Source organism: Prevotella sp. P4-98 (assembly GCF_002251405.1).
Classification (GTDB): Bacteria; Bacteroidota; Bacteroidia; order Bacteroidales; family Bacteroidaceae; genus Prevotella.
In genome coordinates this window covers 1-24366 of sequence record NZ_NPJC01000028.1, presented here as the reverse complement: position 1 = coordinate 24366, position 24366 = coordinate 1, and the positions used below count along the sequence as shown (strand labels likewise).

13 protein-coding genes are annotated in these 24366 nt (G+C 48.2%); all 13 read left to right on the top strand.

The features are described from left to right. Positions 1 to 4: 4 nt before the first annotated feature. Positions 5 to 3340 (top strand): TonB-dependent receptor, encoded by a 3336-nt coding sequence (locus tag CIK96_RS04485; RefSeq protein WP_254046677.1) that lies wholly within the window; start codon positions 5 to 7, stop codon positions 3338 to 3340. Between the two features lie 39 nt (positions 3341 to 3379). Further along, on the top strand, positions 3380 to 5551 hold the full coding sequence (locus CIK96_RS04480; protein WP_094439905.1) for a RagB/SusD family nutrient uptake outer membrane protein: 2172 nt from the start codon (positions 3380 to 3382) through the stop codon (positions 5549 to 5551). Between the two features lie 237 nt (positions 5552 to 5788). Further along, the gene (locus CIK96_RS04475) at positions 5789 to 7540 is read left to right on the top strand and encodes a polysaccharide lyase (protein ID WP_094439904.1); all 1752 of its coding nucleotides are present in this window, start codon (positions 5789 to 5791) and stop codon (positions 7538 to 7540) included. Between the two features lie 27 nt (positions 7541 to 7567). Then, complete coding sequence (locus tag CIK96_RS04470) at positions 7568 to 8242, top strand: DUF3826 domain-containing protein (RefSeq protein ID WP_094391564.1); 675 nt, start codon at positions 7568 to 7570, stop codon at positions 8240 to 8242. Next, positions 8239 to 11238 (top strand): DUF6298 domain-containing protein, encoded by a 3000-nt coding sequence (locus CIK96_RS04465; RefSeq protein ID WP_254047079.1) that lies wholly within the window; start codon positions 8239 to 8241, stop codon positions 11236 to 11238. The genes CIK96_RS04470 and CIK96_RS04465 overlap by 4 nt, the downstream gene beginning before the upstream one ends. 139 nt (positions 11239 to 11377) lie before the next feature. Further along, positions 11378 to 11953 (top strand): RNA polymerase sigma factor, encoded by a 576-nt coding sequence (locus tag CIK96_RS04460; protein ID WP_094434718.1) that lies wholly within the window; start codon positions 11378 to 11380, stop codon positions 11951 to 11953. A gap of 44 nt (positions 11954 to 11997) precedes the next feature. Then, entirely contained in the window at positions 11998 to 12252 is a 255-nt protein-coding gene (locus tag CIK96_RS04455; RefSeq protein ID WP_094439902.1) for a hypothetical protein, read from the top strand. Between the two features lie 154 nt (positions 12253 to 12406). Next, positions 12407 to 15211 carry a glycoside hydrolase family 2 TIM barrel-domain containing protein gene (locus CIK96_RS04450; RefSeq protein ID WP_094439900.1) on the top strand — a complete coding sequence of 935 codons (2805 nt, stop codon included), beginning with the start codon at positions 12407 to 12409 and terminating at the stop codon, positions 15209 to 15211. Continuing rightward, a complete protein-coding gene (locus CIK96_RS04445) occupies positions 15208 to 18243 on the top strand; it encodes a glycosyl hydrolase (RefSeq protein ID WP_094439898.1) in 3036 nt (1011 codons plus the stop codon). Before CIK96_RS04450 ends, CIK96_RS04445 begins: the two co-directional genes overlap by 4 nt. Then, entirely contained in the window at positions 18243 to 19643 is a 1401-nt protein-coding gene (locus tag CIK96_RS04440) for a sialate O-acetylesterase (protein WP_094439896.1), read from the top strand. The genes CIK96_RS04445 and CIK96_RS04440 overlap by 1 nt, the downstream gene beginning before the upstream one ends. A 153-nt stretch (positions 19644 to 19796) precedes the next feature. Further along, the gene (locus CIK96_RS04435; RefSeq protein ID WP_094439895.1) at positions 19797 to 22379 is read left to right on the top strand and encodes a glycoside hydrolase family 2 TIM barrel-domain containing protein; all 2583 of its coding nucleotides are present in this window, start codon (positions 19797 to 19799) and stop codon (positions 22377 to 22379) included. Between the two features lie 333 nt (positions 22380 to 22712). Beyond that, positions 22713 to 22916, top strand: a complete 204-nt coding sequence (locus CIK96_RS13675; RefSeq protein ID WP_094435036.1) for an AraC family transcriptional regulator — start codon at positions 22713 to 22715, stop codon at positions 22914 to 22916. Positions 22917 to 23463: 547 nt separating this feature from the next. Continuing rightward, on the top strand, positions 23464 to 24159 hold the full coding sequence (locus CIK96_RS04425) for an Ig-like domain-containing protein (protein WP_094439894.1): 696 nt from the start codon (positions 23464 to 23466) through the stop codon (positions 24157 to 24159). Positions 24160 to 24366: the final 207 nt, after the last annotated feature.

Genomic DNA, 24366 nt, shown 5'->3' with positions numbered 1-24366 from the left:
CAGTATGAGAAAGTTTATTGCAAGAATATGTCTGGGTACGATGATGGCTTTTGCTGCCGCACCAGTCATGGCCCAGAACCAGACCGTTACGGGTAGCGTGGTCGATGAAAACGGCGAACCCGTCATCGGCGCATCCGTTATGGTGTCGGGCACCAAGACTGGTACGGTCACCGACGTCAACGGTACTTATAAAATCAATGTGCAGAAAGGACAAAAGGTTGTCATCTCTTATATCGGCTATCTGCCACAGACCGTATTGCCCGGAGGAAAGATCTCCCTGCAGGAAGACCGCCAAAGTCTTGACGAAGTGGTAGTAGTAGGTTATGGTGCACAGAAGAAAGCACACCTCACCGGATCAGTAGCCACAGTAGATATGAACGACGTGCAGGATATTGCTGCAGGCGGACTGGCTTCTACACTGAGCGGACTGGTTAATGGTATGTCGGTTAGTGGCGGTGATGCCCGTCCAGGCGAGCGCGCCACCATTAAGATACGTGATACCAACTCACTCGGTTCCGTGGGCGTCAGCGCACAGGAGCCTCTCTTCGTTATCGATGGTTATGTATATCCCAATGATATCAAGATTGGCAACAGCACCCAAAACCTCGGTGCTGAGGCATTCAATAACCTCGATCCCTCTGAAGTGGAGAGCATCTCTGTATTGAAAGACGCTTCTGCCGCCGTTTATGGTGCACGTGCTGCCAATGGTGTAATCCTCGTGACCACCAAAAAGGGTAAGATTGGCAAACCAACCATCAGCTATAGCGGAACCTTCGGTTTTACCGATGAGGTGGCTCGCCCCAAAATGCTGAGCACCTATAACTATGGTCGTCTCTACAATGCAGTGGCTGCCGCCGACCCCACCAACACTTCGCTCAACAAGACCACCGCACTCTTTCAGAAGGATGAGCTCGAGGCTATGAAGAATCTCAATTATGATTTGCTGGGCGACAACTGGGAGACAGGATTCACGCAGAAGCATTCTGCCAATATCAGCGGTGCCACGGAGCGTGTCAGTTACTTTGGAGGTATTTCTTACTTCACACAGGACGGTAACCTCGGACGCCTCGACTACAACCGCTGGAACTATCGCGCCGGCATCGACGTGAAGGTCAGCAAGTGGCTAGGTGCCAATCTGACCATCAGCGGCGACTATGGCAAAAAGAATACACCACTCGTGAAAGTGGGCGGTTCGGGCAATGAGAAAGACTATAACCTGCTGCTCACTCACCCAGGATATATTCCCGAATATGTCAACGGCATGCCTATGGCTGCCTATGGAGTCAGCAACTCGGAGGTGAACCAAAACCAGAACTACAACTTCTCGGTGCTGCAGAACAATGGCGACTACAGCCGTTCGATGAGCAACAACATGAACATCAACGCTGGCATCACCTACGACTTCGGATGGAGCAACATCCTCAAAGGACTGAAACTGAAGTTCTCTTACTCGAAGAGTATCAACAACACGAAGAACAACCAGTATGGTTCTCACTTCACACTCTATAAGATGAACCAACGCTATGGTAGCGGTCAGCACCTCTATACACCAACATCTGGCGATGAAGAGGGCTTCGACTATCTCGCCAATAGCAACTTCGTGGCTCTCGAAAGAGCCAACGGCGATATGCTCTACCGCACCATGACACGCACCGACAACTATCAGATGAACTTCACCGCAACCTATGCGCGTGACTTCGGACAGCATCATGTCAACGCGCTCTTCGCCATTGAGAAGTCGGAGGCCGAGAGTGAATACCTCGAAGGTCAGCGTCAGACTCCTTATCCCTTCACCACAGGTCAGTATAACTCGGCTAGCGGCGAACGCACCACGGTGTTCACCCGCAGTGAGAGCGGTACGATGTCGTACATCGGACGTATCAACTACGCTTATGCTGATAAATACCTCTTCGAATTCTTGCTCCGCTCTGACGCTTCTACTAAATTTGCTCCAGAAAACTATTGGGGAACATTCCCTGCAGTATCAGCAGGTTGGGTAATCAGCGAAGAGAAATGGTTCCAGAAAGCTGCATCTTGGGTTGACTTCCTCAAACTGCGTGCCAGCTGGGGTATGACCGGTCGTGACAACACCGCTGCTTGGCAGTGGATGCAGGTCTATGCACAGGATGCCAACAAGGGTATCATCTTCGGTACGGGTGCGAACATCGATTCGGGTAGCCGTATCACCATCAATAAAAATAACTCGGCCGTCAACCGCGACGTGCATTGGGACAAGTCCTACAAGACCAACATCGGTGTTGACTTCCAGGTGCTCAACAAGCGACTCGCCGTTTCTGCTGAATACTACAATGAGAAGAACCGCGAAATGCTGATGAACATCAAGCAGAGCGTGCCTTCTACCGTTGGTACTCAGAGTGCCGCTGTCAACCTCGGCGAGATGAACAGCTGGGGATGGGAGCTCAGCGTCAACTGGCGTGACAAGATTGGCAAGGACTTCAAATATCGCATTGGTCTCAACACTGGCTATCGCGACAATGAGGTCCTCGTGATGGACTGGGTGACTGGCAACTCACTGTATCGCCAAATTACCAAGGGACATCGTACCGACATGGGACTCTGGGGTATGCAGTGCATTGGCATGTTCCGTTCATTCCAGGACATCAACGAATACTTCGACATGTATATGAAGAAGGAAGACGGCAGCTATGGCACCTATATGGGCATGACCAAAGAACAGGTTCGCCCAGGTATGCTGATCTATAAGGATGTGCGTGGCGCATTGCAAGAGAACGGCACTTATGCTGGTCCCGACCACAACGTGGACGAGGAGCTCGATCAGGTGCAACTCTCCAACCGCACCAACCCTTATGGATTCACCATCAATGCCGGCGCTGAATGGAAGGGCATCTCGCTCACCGCTCAGTTTGGCGCAAGCTGGGGTGGCTACACCGTAGTGCCTTCGGCTGCTCTGAAACCCAACGGTAGCCTGGAATACTGCAACATGCCGTCGTTCTGGAATCCCGACAACATGTTTGTATATCAGGATATCTATGATGGAAGCGGAAATCTGCTGATGGAAGCCAACCGCGACGCACAGTATCCTAACCTGGCTTATAGCAATGTGAATGCCGTGACCTCTTCGTTCTGGAGAGTGAGTGCTGCACGTGTGGCCCTCAACCGTCTGACCTTGGCTTATACCATTCCTTCAAGCCTCTACAAGAAATTTGGTATCAACAACATCCGTGTCAACGTGACGGGTCAGAACGTGCTCAACTTCTACAACCCCTATCCTGATAAGTTTATGAATCCTATGGCAGGCACTTACGGCAGCTATCCTAACCTCCGCAAGTGGACTGTTGGTGTCAACCTCTCGTTCTAATTCATTATTGGGACACATTATATATAATAGTATAAGAATATGAAAAAAACAATTAAATATTTCAGTTTCGGTCTGTTGACAGTGGCTGCTTTCTCGGCTTGTAGCGACTCGTTCCTTGAGGAAAAGAAGAACTACGACAATGTCAACAAGGACGTATATAACTATATCGAGGGTGCCAACGGCCGCCTCAATGACCTCTATGCTTGGTCGTTGCCACAGGTGAGCAACATCTCTTGGAAGTTCCCCTCATGCGGCAATGCCGACGACGCTGCCAAATCTACAGAGGAATATAGCGGCTTCGGCGCATTCGTTGACCCGCAAAACGAACTATCGTCGACAACTACGGGTACCAGCGTACCCGACTATTTCAAGGGTTCGGACGGCAATATCCAGGAACTCTGCTATGGTCGTATTCGCAATATCAACGACTTTATCAAAAACATCAAAGAGTGCACACTCAGCGAGGATAATAAGAATATCATGCTCGGACAGGCTTACTTCCTCCGTGCCTGGTGCTACTACAACCTCGTGAAATGGTATGGTGGCGTGCCCCTCGTGACCGAACCACTCGATCCCGTGGAGACTTCGTTCACCAATCGTTCTTCGGCTGAGGCCAGCATCAACTTCATCCTTGAAGACTTGAAGCAGTCGGCTGAACTGCTTGAGGCTAAGACTACCAATGGCGGATGGGACTCAGACAACTGGGGACGCGTCACCACGGGTACGGCTCTAGCCCTGAAAGGCCGCGTGCTGCTGCTTTGGGCAAGTCCACTCTTCAACCGCGACAACGATGAAAGCCGTTGGACCAATGCCTACACCGAGATGAAGGCCGACCTCGCCAAGATCAATGCTTGTGGCTATGGCCTCTATCAAACCGCCAACAACGTGAATGGTAGCGACTTCGCCGCTCAGTTCACTCAGGTAGGACAAAACCCTGAGGCTGTCTTTGTGACACTCCACAACAACATCAAGGGCACAGGTGCCGACAACCAGAAGAATAACAACTGGGAGAACGGCATCCGTCCTAAGAATACTTGTGGCTCGGGCAAGAATGCTTCGGCTATGCTCGTAGATATGTTCCCCATGGCTGATGGTAAGATTCCTGAGGGCATGGAAACCTATACCAAACTGCCTACTTCCAAGTATACTTACGATGCCAACTATCCATTCATGGACCGCGACCCACGTTTCTATCGCACCTTCGCTATGCCTGGTTTCCGCTGGGCCTATAATGGCGATGCTTCGTCTGCCAATGCCAACAACCCATCGGATGGCAAGAACTATGTGCTTTGGAACTATGTGTGGTACACCACGCTCGACGACCAGGGCAATGCTGAAAGTGGCAACTCTTATGGTGCCGACAACTTGCTCGCTAGCCGTCAGGGCATCTACGTGCGCAAAAAGAGTGATGACCTCGATGTCAATCCTTCTGCTCTCTACACCTACAATCCTACACAGTCTGGCAATGGCGCGCCCTTCCATTCAGCAGCACAGCTCATCGAACTGCGCTATGCTGAGGTGCTGCTCAACCTCGCTGAGGTGGCTTGCGGTGCCGGTCAGTTGAACGATGCTGTGGGCTATGTCAATCAGGTGCGTCAGCGTGCTGGCGTTCCCGCCTATGATCTGCCAGGCGATCAGGCCACTTGCATGAGCGAAATCCTCTATGAGCGCCAGGTGGAGTTTGCCTATGAGGGTAAGCGCTTCGACGACATGCGTCGCTGGTTGCTCTTCGATGGTGGTGCAAACTTCGCCTCTATCGGTGCCAAGGTGCTGAAAGGATGGGGTGGCAATACCTGCACATGGCTCGGCTTCAAGCCTTTCAACGGTCAGCGTCGTGAGAACATGGAGTTCCGTACTGCTGATAAGTATGGCGTCGGCAAGACCACCTATGACTCGGATCCTTTGGTGAAGGCTGGCGTGACGCGTCCTGCTGGCGTTGACTTGCGCAACGACCTGACCGACCAGTTGGAGACGCTGAAGTCATGGTATGGCGACAACCTCGTGCGCAAACTGAAGAAGGGCGACGCCCGTGAGACCAATGGTGAGTCGACAAAGGTGGATCTCTATACCAACTTCCGTGCGAAGTACTATTTCCTTGGCTTCTCGTCGGCTATCTCAGAAAAGAATATCGGTTTGCCCCAAACCATTGGATGGGAAGACGCTAATAACGGTGGTGCGATGGGTACGTTTGACCCGCTGACTGCTGAATAATCTGAAACAAACATATCAAAAGGAATCTCTTGCATCATCGGTGCAAGGGATTCCTTTTTTTGAGGAGCGGGCTAAGTTTTCTAGAAAACCTATTCCCTATAGAAACCTCGGCCCATCAGCCCCCGCCCATCTCCTCAGAAAAAAATCCTGTGATAAATAGGTACATTTCTTTAAACCTTTCGTCATTATTATAGTCGAATACCACAGCCAACTACAATAAAATCTACATAAGAAACAATGAAACACTCTGTTTTGATGGCTGCAATGGCAGCCACTCTGCTGTTTCCTGCAACAGCCAAAGCCCAGTATCCACAGATCACACAGGAAGCAAAAAAACTGATTGACTCTTTGGAGAATAAGTGGCAAGCCCATAGCGACTCAGCTTGGGCAGTAGCATTCCCCATCGTGGTGAAAGAGGCACAGGAAGGAAAACCCTATGTGCCTTGGGCTTCGCGTCCATACGACCTTCGTCAGGCAAAAATCCCCGCTTTCCCCGGAGCTGAGGGAGGCGGTATGTACACCTTTGGAGGCCGTGGCGGAAAGGTATTGACTGTCACCAATCTCAATGACGATGGTCCCGGATCGTTCCGTTGGGCATGTGAACAGGGCGGTGCACGCATCGTTGTATTCAACGTATCGGGCATCATCCGTCTGAAATCCCCCATCTTTGTACGTGCGCCATATATCACTATTGCCGGACAGACTGCTCCCGGTGAAGGTGTGATTATTGCTGGCGAGTCGTTTCAGGTGGATACCCACGATGTTATCGTGCGCCACATGCGCTTCCGTAGAGGTGAAACTCTGGTATGGCATCGCGAGGATTCCTTCGGTGGAAACCCTGTGGGCAATATTATGATCGACCACTGTTCATGTGAATGGGGACTGGATGAGAATATTTCATTCTATCGCCACATGTTTGACATGAAGGATGGAAAACCCAAACGAAAGGTGCCTACAGTTAATGTTACCATTCAGAACACCATCTCTGCTAAAGCACTTGATACATGGAACCATGCTTTTGGTTCTACCATCGGTGGCGAAAATGCCACATTTATGCGCAACCTTTGGGCAGATAATACTGGACGTAACCCAAGTATAGGATGGGGCGGTGTGTTCAACTTCGTCAACAACGTGGTTTATAACTGGGTACACCGTACTGCTGATGGAGGTGAGTTTACTACCATGTCCAACTTCATCAACAACTATTATAAACCAGGTCCTCTCACTCCGAAAAACACACCAGTGGGACACCGCATTGTAAAATCGGAGAGCCGTAGCGTCAATCTCTTCCCCTTTAAGCAGTTTGGACGTGTGTATGCTACTGGCAATATCATGGAAGGATATGATGAAGTGACGCGCAACAACTGGAATGGCGGCATACAGACTGCCGACAAGGATGGTGATATTGATGCTACAGAACTCGCTCTGATGCGTAGCAACGAACCTTTCGAAATGCCATTTGTCAACATCATGGGTGCAGAGAAAGCCTTCGACTGGGTATTGTCAAATGCTGGAGCTACTATTCCCTCACGTGATATCGTCGATCAGCGTATCTGTGATGAGGTGCGTACCGGACAGGCATACTTCGTGGAGAAGTATGAGAAGAAAGTAAAAGACAATCCCTATGGCGACATGTGGGGACTACACGATAAGTCGAAAAACGAACAGGGATTCTTCAAACATCGTCGTCTTCAGCAGGACAGTTACAAACAAGGTGTCATTACTGATCCCCGTCAGATGGGTGGCTATCCTGAATATAAGGCTTGGACACCATGGGTAGATACCGATGGCGACGGTATGCCTGATGAGTGGGAAATTGCCAACGGATTGAATCCTAACGATCCTTCTGACGCTAACGGTGACTGCAATGGCGATGGATACACCAATATAGAAAAGTACATCAATGGCATCGATCCCAAGAGCAAAGTGGATTGGCGTAATCTCAACAACAACTACGATACACTTGCTGCCAAGGGTAAACTGATGTAATACAAGGTATTGACAATGATGAAAACCATGATAAAATGTGCAACTATCGTATGCTTTCTGTTCTTCTCTGCTATTTCGGCAATAGCTCAAGTGGCGCTGAAGAGCGAAGGCCGCGATGCGCAATATGTGGAGACTATCAAGGCACGATCGCAGAAAATAGTGAATGGTCTTAAGCTCGCCGATGCCCAACAGGCTGAGAATGTATGCCATATCATAGCTAACCGTTACTTCCTGCTCAACGATATCCACGAGACTTGTGCACAGCAAAAACGCTTTGCCAAAGACTCGGTGGCTGATTCCAAGCAGCGTCAGCATATTATAGAATGTGCAGAACGCAGTCGAGATGCAGAACTCTACAAGCATCATTTCGAGTTTACAGCAGCTCTTTCGCTCTATCTTAACGATAGTCAGGTAGAGGCTGTGAAAGATGGAATGACCTATGGCGTGGTGCCCAAAACATATCAGGCTCACCTTGAAATGATACCATCACTCAAGGATGAAGAAAAAACACAGATTCTGGCATGGTTGAAAGAGGCACGCGAATTTGCCATGGATGCCGAAAATTCTAATAAGAAGCATGGTTGGTTTGGCAAATACAAAGGGCGCATTAACAATTGGCTCACAGCAAGAGGATATAATCTGAAAGCTGAACGTGAGGCATGGTACAAACGCATAGAACAACAAAAGAAAACAGAAAAATGATGAAAAAGGGATTCTTACAACTCCTTTTCCTACTTATGGTAATTCCATCGGCAGCCCAAGTGTTGCCGATGGATTACTCGTATTGTGGGTATGAACGTTCGGAACAGCCGATTCCTGATGCTGCCGTGAAGGTCTATGTGCAACCTACAGGTGGTGATGATGCTCCGTTGATTCAACAGGCCATTGACATGGTAAGTCGGCAGAAACCCGATGCTCGATTGGGTGTCCGTGGTGCGGTATTGTTGGGGGACGGTGTCTTTAACCTTGCCACTCCATTACGTATAAGAACCAGTGGCGTGGTGCTTCGTGGAAGTGGTCGCGACCGCACCATTCTGCGCAAGACAGGATACGACAGGGGAGCGCTACTCTATATCGAAGGACAACCCCAGCGCATCTATGGAGATACTGTTGATGTGGAAAATACGCCTGCTGGCGCTCTATCCATAGGTGTTAAGTCATTACCCAAAACATGGACTACTGGCACCCGACTCCTTGTATGGCGGCCTTCTACTGCAGATTGGATTCGCTCACTCGGTTGCGAATCGTTTGGCGGAGGCCAGCGGATGGGGTATTGGGCATGGCATCCTGGGGATATTGATCTGCGTTGGAATCGCCGTATCATGTCGTATAAGGGCAATACACTGGCGCTCGACGCTCCCGTAACCCTCTCGATAGAACAACGGTGGGGCGGGGCTAAGGCTGTTGCCTATACCCAACCAGGGCTCCTTGAACGTTGCGGCGTAGAGAATCTTACACTTGAATCTGATTACGACCGCACCTTGCCGAAAGATGAAAACCACTGTTGGGATGGCGTATCAATTACTGATGCTGAGAATTGCTGGGTACGTATGGTCACCTTCCGACATTTTGCAGGTTCTTCGGTTGTCGTAGGTCGCAGCGCTTCTCAGGTCACTGTTGAAGACTGCAAGTCATTGGCTCCTGTGTCAGAGATTGGTGGTTTACGTCGTCGCACCTATTTAGTATTGGGCGAAAAAACACTCTTTCAGCGTTGTTATTCCGAATATGGCATCAACGACTATGCTGCCGGACATACTGCTCCAGGTCCCAATGCCTTTGTACAGTGTGACAGTTGGCAATCGTATGGTCCCAGTGGCAGTATCTCTTCCATGGCGCCAGGTCTGTTGTTTGACCTTGTCAACATTGATGGCAACGATCTTTTGTTCCGTAATCTGGAGTTGGAGAAGTTTGGTGCAGGCTGGAATACCGCCAATAGCACGCTTTGGCAGTGTACGGCTGCAGGTTTGTTCTGCTATTCACCTGATACGCTGAATCGCAATTATTCAATTGGTTGTTGGGGACAGATAGTAGGCAATGGTGAGTATTCCAAGATGAACGAACATGTCAAACCCTACAGTGCGTATCGTGACCAATTATTGAAACGCCTAACTACCGATCGGGATGAGATAGATAAACGATGCCGTGTGTTGGAGCGAAATACTACTGCAAGCAGTTCGCCTACTATGGAAGTGGCGATGAAAATGTCGACAGAAGCCCTGTTGCCACGTACTACGATGGAGGCTTGGATTGATTCCGCACATTTTGAAGCAGACATTACACCGATTAAACCTTTGGTCTGTAAATCTCCGAAACCATCGGTACAGAATCCGTCCGTCTATGCCCTAACCAATGGTTGGATTACCAAAAATGGTGCTGTATTGGTTGGACAGAAGCATCAAACGCCTTGGTGGTCTGGTCGCACGATAAGTAGTTTCCTGCCTAAAGCCAAAGCTGCACTCACTCGTTTCGTACCTAGCGAAGAAGGTACTGGTCTCACCGACCGTGTGGATAGTGTGGTAGAAACCATGAAAAAATCGCACACAGTAATATTCAGCCAAAACTATGGTCTATGGACTGACCGCCGACGCGATGACCATGAACGCATCCGTCGTAAGAATGGTGACGTATGGGCACCGTTCTTTGAACAGCCTTTTGCCCGTAGCGGACAAGGTACAGCATGGGATGGATTGTCGCTCTACGATTTGACCAAACCTAATCTGTGGTATTTCTATCGTCTTCGTCAGTTTGCTGAAAAATCGCAAGACATAGGTATCCTACTCAAAAACCAACACTATTTTCAGCACAATATCTTGGAGGCTGGTGCCCATTGGGTTGATTGTCCATGGCGTACTGCCAATAATGTGAACCATACACCATTCTTGGAACCAGTCAATTTTACAGGTGACAAGCGTATCTTCACCGCTCAACTTTTCTACGATACTACCAACGAAAGCCTCCGTCCGCTTCATCGGCAATATATCCGTCAGATGCTTGATGCTTTCAAAGGACAGCCTAATGTGGTACATTCCATTGGTGAGGAATTTACCGGTCCCCTGCCATTTGTGCGCTTCTGGCTCGATGTGGTTGCTGAATGGGAAACAGAAAATGGTCGCACTTTGGTGGCACTGGCTGTCACAAAGGATGTGCAGGATAGTATTCTGAACGATCCTATACGCTCAAAAATTGTCGATATCATCGACATCGAACAATGGTACAACCATCAAAAAGGACAATATGCACCGCCGGGTGGTATGAATATGGCACCACGCCAGTATATGCGTAAAATCCGTGGTGGTAGTGTGCGTTTTGATGACGTGTATCGTGCCGTAGCGGAATATCGCACCAGCTATCCTGATAAAGCAGTCATCTATTCCGCCCAAAAGTATCCTGAAATGGGCTGGGCAGCTTTGATGGCAGGTGGTTCATGTGCTAATGTCCCGGTGAATGATAAGATGTTTTTGCGTGACATAACCTCGATGAAACCGCAGAAAATTGACGACAACTACCTGTTGCAAGGTGATTGTGGCTATGTGGTATATAAGACAACCAGTACACCATTGAGTCTGCCGCTTGCCAGTTCTTCTACCTATAAATATATGCAGATAGATGCGAAAACTGGCGATATCACCGAGAAAGGAATGGTGCGACGGCAAATAGAGTTTACCGAACGAGGTATATACTGGATTCGTAAAAAATGACTTAAATAATGGGAAAAATCGGTATTTCACGATTTTTCCCATTTTCTTATTTGTTTTTCCGGTTGATATAAATCAATTCTTCTTAACTTTGTCATCAGAAAACAAACAAACTACTACACACATATACTACCTAACAACAATGACTACAGAAACGCAAAGAGCGCGTACTCAGACGCTCCTCACCGAATTCAGCAAGGGCAGCGATGCAGCCTTTGCCGAGTTGTACGAAATGTATGTACAACCTTTATATACTTATGGATTGCGCATGACACATAATGAAGAGTTGCTGAAAGATTGCATTCAGGAAGTTTTCCTTAAGGTATATAGTAAACGAAGCGAGCAGACAGATATTAAGAATTTTGCCTCTTATCTGGTCATCTCTATGAAGAACCGTCTCCTTGACGCCTTTCGTCATCAGTCATTTTGCAGCGACAATGAAGTAGAGTGTTATGCAGGACGAGCAGCTGACTGCGATGTGGAACAAGGATACTTATTGATCGAAGACGAACAGATGCAATTTCAACAAGTGGCAGCATTGATGCAATGTCTCACACCGCGACAGCGTGAAGCCATCACCCTTTACTATTTGGAAGGTCGTAAATATCCTGAGGTGTGTGAGCGTATGCAGATGAACTACCATTCAGTACGTAACTTGATGCACCGTGGTATGTTGAAATTGCGCGAATCAGCAGGTGTCTTACAGACTATTCAGTGATGACAACAGATGTGCCTATACGTCATTAGAAAAAGACGAGGCACGTGAAAAAGCACTATTATACCCAGGTTGATGAGTTTTTGTGTGATGATGATTTCATCCGCTACGTACTCGACCGCGACACATCGATGGTTTCCCGATGGGAAACCTATATTACTGCGCCCTATCGTGCCCATCATGCATTTCTCACCGCATGCGATATTTTGATGCATCTTGATGATTGTTCATTCCTCAGCAGTGAGGAAACTGCTAGATTGAAAGAGCGAATTTTTCTTTCTTTGGGAAAGAAGTCTCGATAGCGTATTTGTCGTGCAGTTCTGACATGTGCTTTTTTTATTTGCCTCTTACTACTATTCTATCTTGTCCTATGCCCTTAGGATAGTCCAAGTATGCTGTGTATAGATGATGACATAACGTGTACTCGTGCGTCCTTATTATAAAATAAATAACGACATGAAACGACTGATTTTTTCTGCTCTGGCTAGCATGGTTATCCTTGCAACTCAGGCTCAACCGTCGGTAGAAACCGAACGACAGTATCTCTCCGGGCACGGTGCTGACGATATGGTGCAGTGGGATTTCCGGTGTACTGATGGTCGCAACAGCGGACAATGGACTAAGATTGGAGTGCCGTCGTGCTGGGAACTGCAAGGTTTTGGTACTTACCAATATGGTATGCGCTTTTATGGCAAGGCAACTCCCGAAGGCATTGCTGATGAGAAAGGACATTATCGTACTACCTTCCAATTGCCTGAAGCATGGCGGGGCAGACAGATTCTGCTTACCTTTGAAGCTGTCTTTACCGATGCGCGAGTGACCATCAATGGGCGTAAAGCTGGTTCTGGACTGCATCAAGGCGGTTTTACCCGTTTTCAGTTTGATGTTTCTGACCGTGTTTTCTTCGGCAAAAAGGCTAATCGCCTTGAGGTGGAAGTGTCAAAGGAGAGTGCTGATCCACAAGTGAATCTTGCTGAACGTCGTGCCGATTATTGGAATTTCGGCGGTATTTGGCGCCCTGTCTTCATCGTGGCGAAACCAGCTCTCAACATCCAGCGAATAGCCATAGATGCGAAAGCTGATGGTCGTATGCGAGCAGAAGTCAATCTGAACCGTGCTGTTCCCGGTTCTACAGTAGGAGTGGAAATTGTTGATGAGGGTGGTAAAACCATTGCCCATAGTAACAGATTTGCTGTTGGTAGTGACCATACCCTGATAGATTTCATGGTCAGCCATCCCCGCTTGTGGAATGCCGAACAACCCTATCGCTATACAGCAGTATTCTCTTTGCGTGATAGTGGTGGCCGTTTGCTTCATGTCGAACGTCAGAAGTTTGGTTTCCGCACCATTGAATACCGCCATACTTATAATGGCGATGCCGAAGATGGCGTGTTTATCAATGGCAAGAAAGTTATATTCAAGGGCGTCAACCGTCATTCTTTCCGTCCAGAAACCGGTCGCACCCTGTCAAAAGCCAAAAATATAGAAGACGTCAAGCTTATCAAGTCAATGAATATGAATGCAGTACGCTTGTCTCATTATCCTGCAGACCCTGAATTTCTTGATGCTTGTGACTCGCTCGGACTCTATGTAGAGTGTGAACTTCCTGGTTGGCATTGGGCACACGGCACTATTGTTGGGTCGCAACTAGCGGAAGAAATGGTCACTCGTGACTGCAATCATCCTTCTATCATCTTTTGGAGTAATGGCAATGAAGGCGGGTTTAACTACGACCTCGAACCTGTTTTCCATCGTTTTGACCTTCAACAGCGTGTGGTGCTCTATCCTTGGGCCAATCGCAATGGCTTTGAAACCAAACATTACCGTTCGTGGGGTGAAACGGCAGAATACATGAGACAGAAAGAAATCTTCATGCCTACCGAATTTCTTCATGGCCTCTATGATGGCGGACATGGAGCTGGACTGAAAGACTACTGGCACCTCATGATGTCCAATCCACGTTGTGCCGGCGGTTTTCTATGGGATTTGATGGATCAAGGTGTGGTGCGTACCGATATGAATGGACTTGTCGATTGTATGGGTAACTTTGCCTCCGATGGCATTGTAGGTCCCCATATGGAGAAAGAAGGCTCTTATTATACTATCCGTGAAATATGGTGTCCCGTACAAATCAGTAGGGAGGGCAACCGATTGAAAGTGGCAAACCATTATGATTTTACTTCGCTGAAGGATTGCCGTTTTACCTATCAGTATGTGGTAATGCCTCGCTACGGGGAATCAGCCACTAAGGTATTGGCACAAGGCTCATTGCCTTCACCCGATATCAATCCTCATGGCGAGGGATATATTACTTTACCCCAACAGCCAGAAGGCACACTCCTCGTGACAGTATGCAATCCGCAAGGTGAGGAAATCTATACCTGGCGCTTCGCAGAGGAGTTCATTGCTGATAAACCTGTCGTAGCTCAACAGCTCCAACCGCATGAGACCGACACTACAACCACTGTTGCCGTGGGTGGTCGCCACTATACGTTCTCGAGGAAAAACGGTTGTCTTCAGTCTGTTACTGTGGCAAATCGTATCATTTCCTTTGCTAATGGTCCCCGTTTCGTAGCAGCCAAACGTAGCGACCGTTCCGATGATGGCTTCTATAACCATGATGATAAAGAGGCATTTAAGAAGAAAACCGACTATATCACTTATGCTGATCAAGGTACTTTCGATGGTTTTTCATGGAATGATTCCACACTCGTTGCTACCTACAGACATGGTTCTCTAAGTCAAGTGGAATGGACCTTTATGGCCGATGGTAGTGTGAGACTGACCGCCCATTGGTATTTCAATGGTGTGGTAGATCTGTTGGGTATTACTTTCGATTATCCAGAACAGCAGGTGAAAGGCAAACGCTGGGTGGGCAATGGCCCTTATCGTGTATGGCAAAATCGCCTCGATGGCCCACAATATGGCTATTGGACCACTGCCTATAATGATCCCATTCCTGGTGAAACCTTCGAATATCCTGAGTTTAAAGGTTATTTCTCTACCGTCAACTGGATGCAACTTGAAACAAAAGAGGGCGTTATCGGCATCCGTCAGCCTAATGCCTATGTAGGTATTTACCAGCCACGTGATGGCCGTGACCACCTGCTCTATACCTTGCCAGAAACTGGTGTTTCGCTCTTGAGAGCCATTCCTGCTGTGCGCAACAAGGTTAATACCACCGATCTCAATGGTCCTTCTGCACAACCCTATTGGGCAGAAGGTTCAGATTCCATCACCGCAATACTCTCGTTCGAATGAAGAAATATCTCATCAGCATTGCCCTTTTGACACTTGGCATGCAAGCACATGCCTCGTCGCGCCCCTGGACATTCTGGTATTGGATGTACGGTGCAGTAAGCAAACAAGCCATCAAAGCAGATCTTCAAGCCATGAAAGATGTGGGATTGGAAGGCTGTTACCTCATGCCCATACGTGGTGTGGGTGAACGGCCCGACTATCAAGGCACTGCCCAGCAACTCACACCCACCTTTTGGCAGATGGTTGACTATGCCATGGAGCAGAGTGACTCACTACAGATGCAGATGGGTGTGCATATCTGCGATGGCTTTGCCTTGGCAGGCGGTCCTTGGATTAGTCCTGAAGAATCGATGCAACAGGTGGTATGGACCGACACCATCGTACATATCGGCCGACGTCATTCCACATTTGCCTTGCCCCAAGCTCATCCCGGCCATTTGGGTTTCTATCGTGATATTGCCGCTTTTGCCGTTCGTGTGGCATCACCATTGCCCAAACCCCATGAAGGCGGAACGATCAAACGCGATGAAAAGGGAGTATTTCGTGCGAGAACACCCGGTTTTATCGAGTTTTCTTTCGATGCTCCGCAACAAGTACGAAGTATCCATATCGTGCCCAGTGGCAACAATGTGCAGGCGCAGCGATTGCGTATTGAAGCCAGTACGGATGGTGTAACCTATCAGTTGGTACGCCAATTGACACCTCCCCGACAAGGATGGCAGAATACCGATCAGAACTATACCTATAGTCTTCCTGCCACCACAGCCCGATATTTTCGTTGTTATTGGACGCCTGTAGGCACCGAACCCGGTAGTGAAGATCTTGATGCTGCTAAATGGGCACCTACGTTGAAAATACGTGATATCCGTTTGGGGGCCGATGCTGTCATCGATCAGTATGAAGCCAAGAATGGTAGTGTGTGGCGCATAGCCACCAACAACAGTCCTTCGACAGATTTTCCAGAAGTGGTGATGCTCGACAAGGATGGTAGCCCCAGACATCCGTTGGGCAATGGAATATGGCGTATTGTTCGTTTTGGCCATACCGCTACAGGTCACACCAATGCCACTGCAGGTGGAGGTAAGGGACTGGAGTGTGATAAATTCACACAGAAAACAGTAGAGAAACAAATTGACAGTTGGTTTGGACAGTTTATGAAAAGACCCCATTCCAACGTAGTGCGCTATATTCATATTGACTCTTGGGAATGTGGGTCGCAAAACTGGTCAGCGTCGTTTGCTGATGAGTTTCAGCGGCGTTGTGGTTACGACCTTTTACCTTTCCTTCCCGTTTATGCAGGCATTCCGATGCCGGGAGATGATCGCGTGTTGCGTGACATCCGTACCACCATTGACCATCTCATCAACGATGTGTTCTTTGCCACGGCAGCCCGCAAGGCCCGTCAATATGGAGTATGTCTTTCCTCAGAGAGTGTTGCCCCCACCATGATTAGTGATGGACTGACCCACTACCGCTATGTGGATTTTCCGATGGGTGAGTTTTGGCTCAATTCTCCCACACATGACAAACCCAACGATATGCTTGATGCCATCAGTGGAGCGCATGTTTATGGCAAAACCATCGTTCAGGCAGAGGGATTTACCGAGATTCGTGGTGTTTGGAATGAAACTCCAGCCATGATCAAACCATTGCTTGATCGCAATTTGGCATTGGGCATGAATAGACTGTTCTTTCATGTCAACACCCACAACCCATGGATGGACCGCCGCCCAGGTATGACTCTCGATGGAATCGGACTTTTCTTCCAACGTGACCAAACTTGGTTTCGTGAGGCCAAGGGTATGGTCGATTACATCACCCGATGCCAAGAATGGCTTCAACGTGGTGTTCCCGTAGTAGATATTGCCGTATTTACTGGTGACGAAATGCCGTCTCGATCACTTACTCCCGACCGTCTTGTGCCCATGTTGCCCGGTCTTTTTGGTACCGACCGCATAGCTGATGAGGCACGGCGCCTTGCCAATGAGGGGCAACCCATGGAAGAAAGTCCCGTTGGAGTGCGCCATTCTGCAGGTATCATAGACCTCAAGAATTGGGTCAATGCCCTTCATGGCTACTGCTACGACTCGATGAATCCTGACGGATTGCAGAATGGAAGGTTTGATTATAAGGCGCTCGTCGTGCCACAAGGCTCATTCGTTTCCGATGCCTCCAAGCGTCGCATTGCTGAACTCGAAAGTCAAGGCGTGCGCATCATCCGCACACCTTATTGCCAAGACACCCTCGATGTCATCGGCCCTGATGCCTTATTGCCCGAAGGAGTGGCATTCAACCATCGTCGTGATGGCAATACAGAGATATATTTCCTTGCCAATCAGCTGGACAGCGCACGCACCATGACCATATCGCTGCGCACCACTAAAGGTGTTCCTCATATCTATTATCCTATCGATGGGAAGCAGGAACAACCAGTTTTCCGCCATTCCAACGGAAGAACCGAACTGATGTTAACCTTGTCAGCCTATGGTTCGGCATTTGTTATATTTACAGATGAGTCACAAGGAAATGCGCCCGAAACAACGCTTCAACACCATGTGCTCACCACAGCACCATGGGATATCCACTTCCACAACAATGGTGTCAGTCTCCAGCAGCAACCACTTGCTGATTGGACAGCGTCATCCAACGATAGTATCCGCTATTATAGTGGTCGTGCTACTTATACCACAAACTTCAAAATCAAGGTAAAAAAGGGACAACGCTATTATCTCTCGTTGCCTGATGTTAGAGATGTGGCGCAGATTTGGGTCAACGAAACCGACTGTGGCATTGTATGGACATCCCCTTACGAGGTAGATATTACCAATGCTCTGCATCGTGGCAACAATACGTTGCGCATCGCCGTTACCAACACTTGGCATAATGCTTTGCGTGGTGCTGATGCAGGCAAAGCCCCGTTTGATGGCATTTGGACCAATGCCCGATACCGCACCAAGGGCGACAGCCTATTGCCTGCAGGTCTCCTTGCCCAACCCATTATCCGTATTACTAAAGCAACAAAACAACAATAATGAAAAGACTTCTACTATCCCTTCCGCTTTTGTGTCTCTGCACCTTGGTGCAAGCCAAGGTCGTGATGCCTCGCTTTTTTGCCGATGGCATGGTGCTTCAGCAGCAAACTGAATGTCGGCTTTGGGGCACAGCGACACCTGGTGCCCCTTTGGTCGTTACTGCTTCATGGACTCATGGTAAATGGAAAAGCCGTGTTAATGCCGACGGCAGTTTCTCTATCACCATCACAACTCCCACAGCGGGAGGCCCTTTCACCATCTCTATCGACGACGGTGAAAAGACCATGCTTAGCAATGTGCTCGTTGGCGAGGTATGGATTTGTAGCGGACAGTCGAATATGGAGATGCCCATGAAAGGTTTCAAGATGCAGCCTGTAGAGGGAACAACCGAAGAACTCTTGCGCTGTAAAGATACAAAAATGCGCCTTTTCACCGTCAAACGCCATGCTGCAATCACTCCACAAACCGATGTAGAAGGCGAATGGAGCGAGGCCAACAGTGAGAGCGTGCGCAATTTCTCTGCCACCGCCTATTATTTCGGACGTGCGCTGCGTCAGCAACTTGATGTTCCCGTTGGGCTCATCGTCACCGCCTGGGGTGGTTCTGCTTGTGAAGCATGGATGGCAGCCGACTGGTTGAAGGCATTTCCAAAGGTGACACTCCCTCGTGATGAGAAGGATGTGAATCGGTTGAAGCAGCGTTGCCCCACCGCTTTATATAATGGACAGCTTCGTCCCCTTATCGGTTATGCCATGCGTGGTGCTATTTGGTATCAAGGTGAGGATAATGTGCCCCGTTACGACTACTATGCCTCACTGTTGGAAACCATGGTACGAGGATGGCGTGCCGACTGGAAGCAAGGCGATTTTCCATTCTACTATTGTCAGATAGCTCCCTACGATTATAGTCTCATCAATTGGAGCGGTAGCCAACTCTTGCGCGAACAACAACTCTTGGCTGAGCAGCGCATACCCCATGCCCGTATGGCGGTGTTGATGGATGCCGGTTTGGAATATGGCATTCATCCACGCATGAAACGACAAGCCGGCGAACGACTGGCTCTGCTTGCCCTTACAAACACTTACGGCGTGAAGGGGTTGCCCGATTTCGCTACTTATAGCAAAGTAGAATTTCAGGGAGATACTGCCGTGGTACAGTTTGACCGGAGTAAGGAATGGGTTTATTTCGAACATGGCACCACCTCAAAACTCTTTGAAGTGGCTGGTCGCGACAGTGTGTTCCATCCTGCTAACCATGTGTGGATAGCCCGTAATCGCGTTTATGTGAAGTCCGACAGCGTTGCCCATCCTGTGGCAGTACGTTATGCATGGTCCGACTGGGCAGTGGGTGATTTAATGCACGATGGTTTGCCTGTGTCATCATTCCGTACTGATTTCTGACTTTTGCCTCAGTTGGTGTGTGGTCATCCATACATTCCGCCGAAGCAGGATGTAGCATGACGACAGACGTAAGAACAAAGATAAAATCGAACATATTCCCCTTTTTCGTGCAGATGGCCGATAGGGGCAGAACATAGAAACAAGTAACAAACAATGAACAGATTTTATACCTTATTACTCATGGTGACGCTTGTCATGGGACTGCATGCAGCCGATGTACCATCCGTTGCAGGATTGTTCCCTCTCGAAGGCAGTGGCAGAACCGTGTGGAATTTCAACAACGGATGGCGTTTCCATCTGGGCGATGTGCCTGAAGCCAACCGCACTGACTATGATGATCACGCTTGGGAAGTGGTTTCCACTCCCCATACCGTACAGTTGATGCCTGCCGAAGCCAGTGGCTGCCGTAACTATCAGGGTGTGGCATGGTATCGTAAACGCTTCGTGATGCCAACCCAAACTGCTGGTAAAGACGTCAGCCTCCATTTCGAAGCCATCATGGGCAAACAGGTGGTTTATGTCAACGGTCGTGAAGTGAAACGTCATGAAGGCGGCTATCTGCCTATTACCATATCGCTGACGAAGCTCGGTCTGACTGCCGGCGATGATGTTTTGGTAGCTGTTATGGCTGATAATAGTGACGATAAGAGTTTTCCTCCAGGCAAACCACAGATGACGCTCGATTTTGCCTATCATGGTGGCATCTACCGTGATGTATGGCTGATAGCCAAAGGTATGGTGCATATCACCGATGCCATCGAGGCAAACCGTGTGGCAGGAGGCGGTATTTTCGTGCATTGTGAGAACATCAGTAGCGAAAAAGCCGTGGTGTGTGTCAATACCGAAGTGGCTAATACTGGTCAGCAGCCTGTGACGCTGACCGTGACCAATGTATTGCAGGAGACAGGAAAACGTGTCGTTACCTCGTTGCGACTGGCTCCTGGCGAGACACGCACAGTCAGCCAGCGCATCAAAGTGGCTCGTCCCAAACTGTGGAGTCCAGAGTCACCAACCCTTTATCATGTCAACACCTATGTGCGTCAAGGTCGTCAGCCCATGGATGGCGGTACTACCCGCATCGGCATCCGGTCATTTGAATTTCGTGGCAAAGACGGATTCTGGCTCAATGGCAGTCGTTACCACCAGTTGGTAGGTGCCAACCGTCATCAAGACTTTGCATACGTGGGCAACGCACTGCCCAACTCTCAGCAGTGGCGCGATGCTCGCAGACTGCGTGATGCTGGTTTCACTATCATCCGCACCGCCCACTATCCACAGGATCCTGCATTTATGGATGCTTGCGACGAACTCGGTCTCTTTGTCATTGTGGCAACACCGGGATGGCAATACTGGAATAAAACACCGGGGTGGGACGAGAAGGTACATGCCAATACCCGTCAGATTATCCGTCGCGACCGCAACCATCCATCGGTTCTGATGTGGGAACCCATCCTCAACGAAACGCGCTATCCCAAGAAATTTGCCCTCGATGCCTTGCAAATCACACGAGAGGAATATCCCTATGAAGGTCGTCCTGTGGCTGCTGCCGATGTTCATTCGGCAGGAGTGGCAGACCATTATGATGTTGTATATGGTTGGCCAGGCGATGATTTCAAGGATGACAAACCCCGTCAGTGCATCTTTACGAGAGAGTTTGGCGAACTCGTTGACGACTGGTATGCTCACAACAATCTCAACAGGGCTTCGCGGTCATGGGGTGAACGACCTATGCTGATGCAGGCGATGAGCCTTTTCAAGAGCACCGACGAACTGTTTCATACCACCGGACAGTTTATCGGCGGTTGTCAATGGCACCCCTTCGACCATCAGCGCGGTTATCATCCAGATCCCTACTGGGGAGGTATTTATGATGCGTTCCGCCAACCGAAAACTGCCTTGCAGATGTTTTCTGCCACATTACAACCGTTTGTGTCAGATCCGAAACCTCAGGTGTTTATAGCCCATGAAATGACGCAATTCTCTGATGCTGACGTCACCGTGTTCTCCAATTGCGACTCTGTGCGACTTTCTATCTACGATGGAGTTCATTCTTGGACATTGCCTGTGGTTCATTCCGTTGGTCATGCTCCCTCACAACCCGTGGTATTCAAAGGCGCATGGAACTTCTTTGAGGCACGCAACTGGAGTTATACGCAGAAAAACTGGCAGCGTGTGCACATGGTGGCAGAGGGTATTGTCAATGGTAAGGTGGTTTGTCGTGATGATCGTATGCCTTCACGTCGAAGCACCAAACTGCGTCTTCGTGTAGATACATTGGGACGTCAACTGGTGGCAGATGGCAGCGATTTTATCGTTGTGGTATGTGAAGTGACCGACGATCTCGGTCATGTACGTCGTCTTGCTAAAGACCAAATCCGTTTCACCGTATCGGGTGAAGGCTCTGTCATCGGCGATGCATCCATTGGCGCCAATCCCCGTGCGGTAGAATGGGGTAGTGCTCCTCTGCTGATACGTTCAACTCGCACTCCTGGAAAAATACGTGTTCATGCCGAAGTGGCATTCCCTGGCACTCACGCACCTACCGCTGCCGACCTTGAACTGACGAGTGTGGCAGCACCTTTGCCCATGCTTTCGGGCGATATTCAGCCTACATCAGGTGAAAATGCCGCTGTTTCTACCACGAAAACAGCTTCTCGCCAACTTTCGGAAGATGAGCGCAACCGTCTGTTGCAAGAGGTAGAAGCCCAACAGGCCGACTTCGGATTGCAGAAATAAAGTATAAGGGCAGACGTCAAGCGATGCGTTGTTATTGTCCGTCTGCCCTTCGTAAGGCATAGTGCTGTTATGCGCAATGTTGCAAGTTCGAATCAGACGCTTGCTTCCCTGTGTGTTCGGGATGTCAACGAGATATAGTTCGCGGAAATCTATAGGAGCGGAGAGAGATAAAGACCTTATTATTCCTCGCATACATACGCGCACACGAGCGCACGCAGGCGCACACGCGATGTCGAAAAAATCGACCACTCGACCACCAATACCGCTTAACAGACAGAGATACAATGGCTTAACTGGTGGTCGATGACTTTGTCCTGACGCGCTTCGACCACCATTCGACCACCAACTGACCAACTACTGGGCACATTCCCATCAAATACAGCCACATTCCTATCAACGACCAACCACCTTTCCACCATCGGCTATCATCTGGGTTACGAGCACCAAAGCCACTTCTGCAGCGCCTTTAAGCGCAAATATGGCGTATCGCCATCGCTGTTTCGCGACCAGCAAAACAAGGTCATTGCAAGTGCATGATAGTCAAAAGGATAGTGCGCTGTTTTGCAAATTCATTGAATTTGGTCAGCAATCTCATTGAATTTGGTCAGCAAATTCAATGAATTTACTCGGCATTTTTAATGATTTTGCCCTACTGTCACGATGATATTCATGCGCTAAAGAACTGCTGCATGTCTCAAACGAAAGTCGCTCTTCTCAGCAAAACAATTTGTTTTGCTGAGCAAATCAATTTACTTTGCAAAGGAAATCAATTTGTTTTCCTGAGCAAATCAATTTACTTTGCATTCGCATCGACCGTCTGTTCACGAGAAACATCTGTTTATCAACATATTATACCAACGTCCATAACACAGTCAGCAACAGTCCGCAAACAAGAAGACAATCATGGCTTTTCTGTGGACAAACGATGGGGAATATCTGCCATTGAAGTGAAATTCCTATGCCATTAACCTTAATTAACACAAAAAACCTTGTGCTGTAAAAAAAAAAGACGATATTTGCAGAAATTATCAAGTGTTTTATGACCCAACAATAGCTATTATAACCTTTTAAAACTATTTTAGATATGAAGTATTCATATAAACTTATTCTGGCATTGTGTATCATTGGATTGTTCAGTGGATGTACAATAGAAGAAGACGATACTCCTGCGGATGCAATAGACCAACTAACTATTACAGGCAGAATAATAGACCACAACAACCAACCCGTAAAGAATATACCTGTTGTATTCTACTTCTATAGAGGTGCTTATATTGTTAGTTGCAATCGTAAAAAAGCCACTTCAAAGACTGACGAGAACGGCATATATAAGTTCACCATATTTCGTAAGACTGACGAAAATAATGATGGATTAGAACAGTACTATTATTTATACCCTGATTTAGATGACAAGAAATATTTCACGCGAGCAACATATTTTCGTGACATTGATGCTTTCTGGACAGATAGATACCATGTGGTTAGCGATTATATTTTATGGGAAGCCCAATATGTTAAAGTGTTTGCCAACACAAAGCCTGAAGGTGCTGAGTATTATGACATAGAGTGTGAATTTGAAAAACCTGTATATAATTATGGCAAATATTACTCTTCACGTAATTATAACATAAATATCACACCATACACAACCAATTTTCAAGTGCCCCTACATCAAGACTTGAAGTTTACGATGACGTGGGATGGGAAGTATAAAAGAACAGTATTCGTGAAGAAAGACAATCTGCCCAAGCAAATAGATCTCTCATACATACCGGAATGACCTGTAGATTGAAACGGCAAGGCTATTGACTATACAAAACGGCTCAAATAGACAAGTGTTTTTCCGCTATGCGATTAACACAATACTCTGTTAATTCTAACGTAATCGTTTGAAAATGAAGGAGTTAATTAACGTAATATAACTAATAAAATTTGGTTAAGTGGCTGATTATCAGTAACTTTATAGTGATCAAAGCTTAAAGTAACA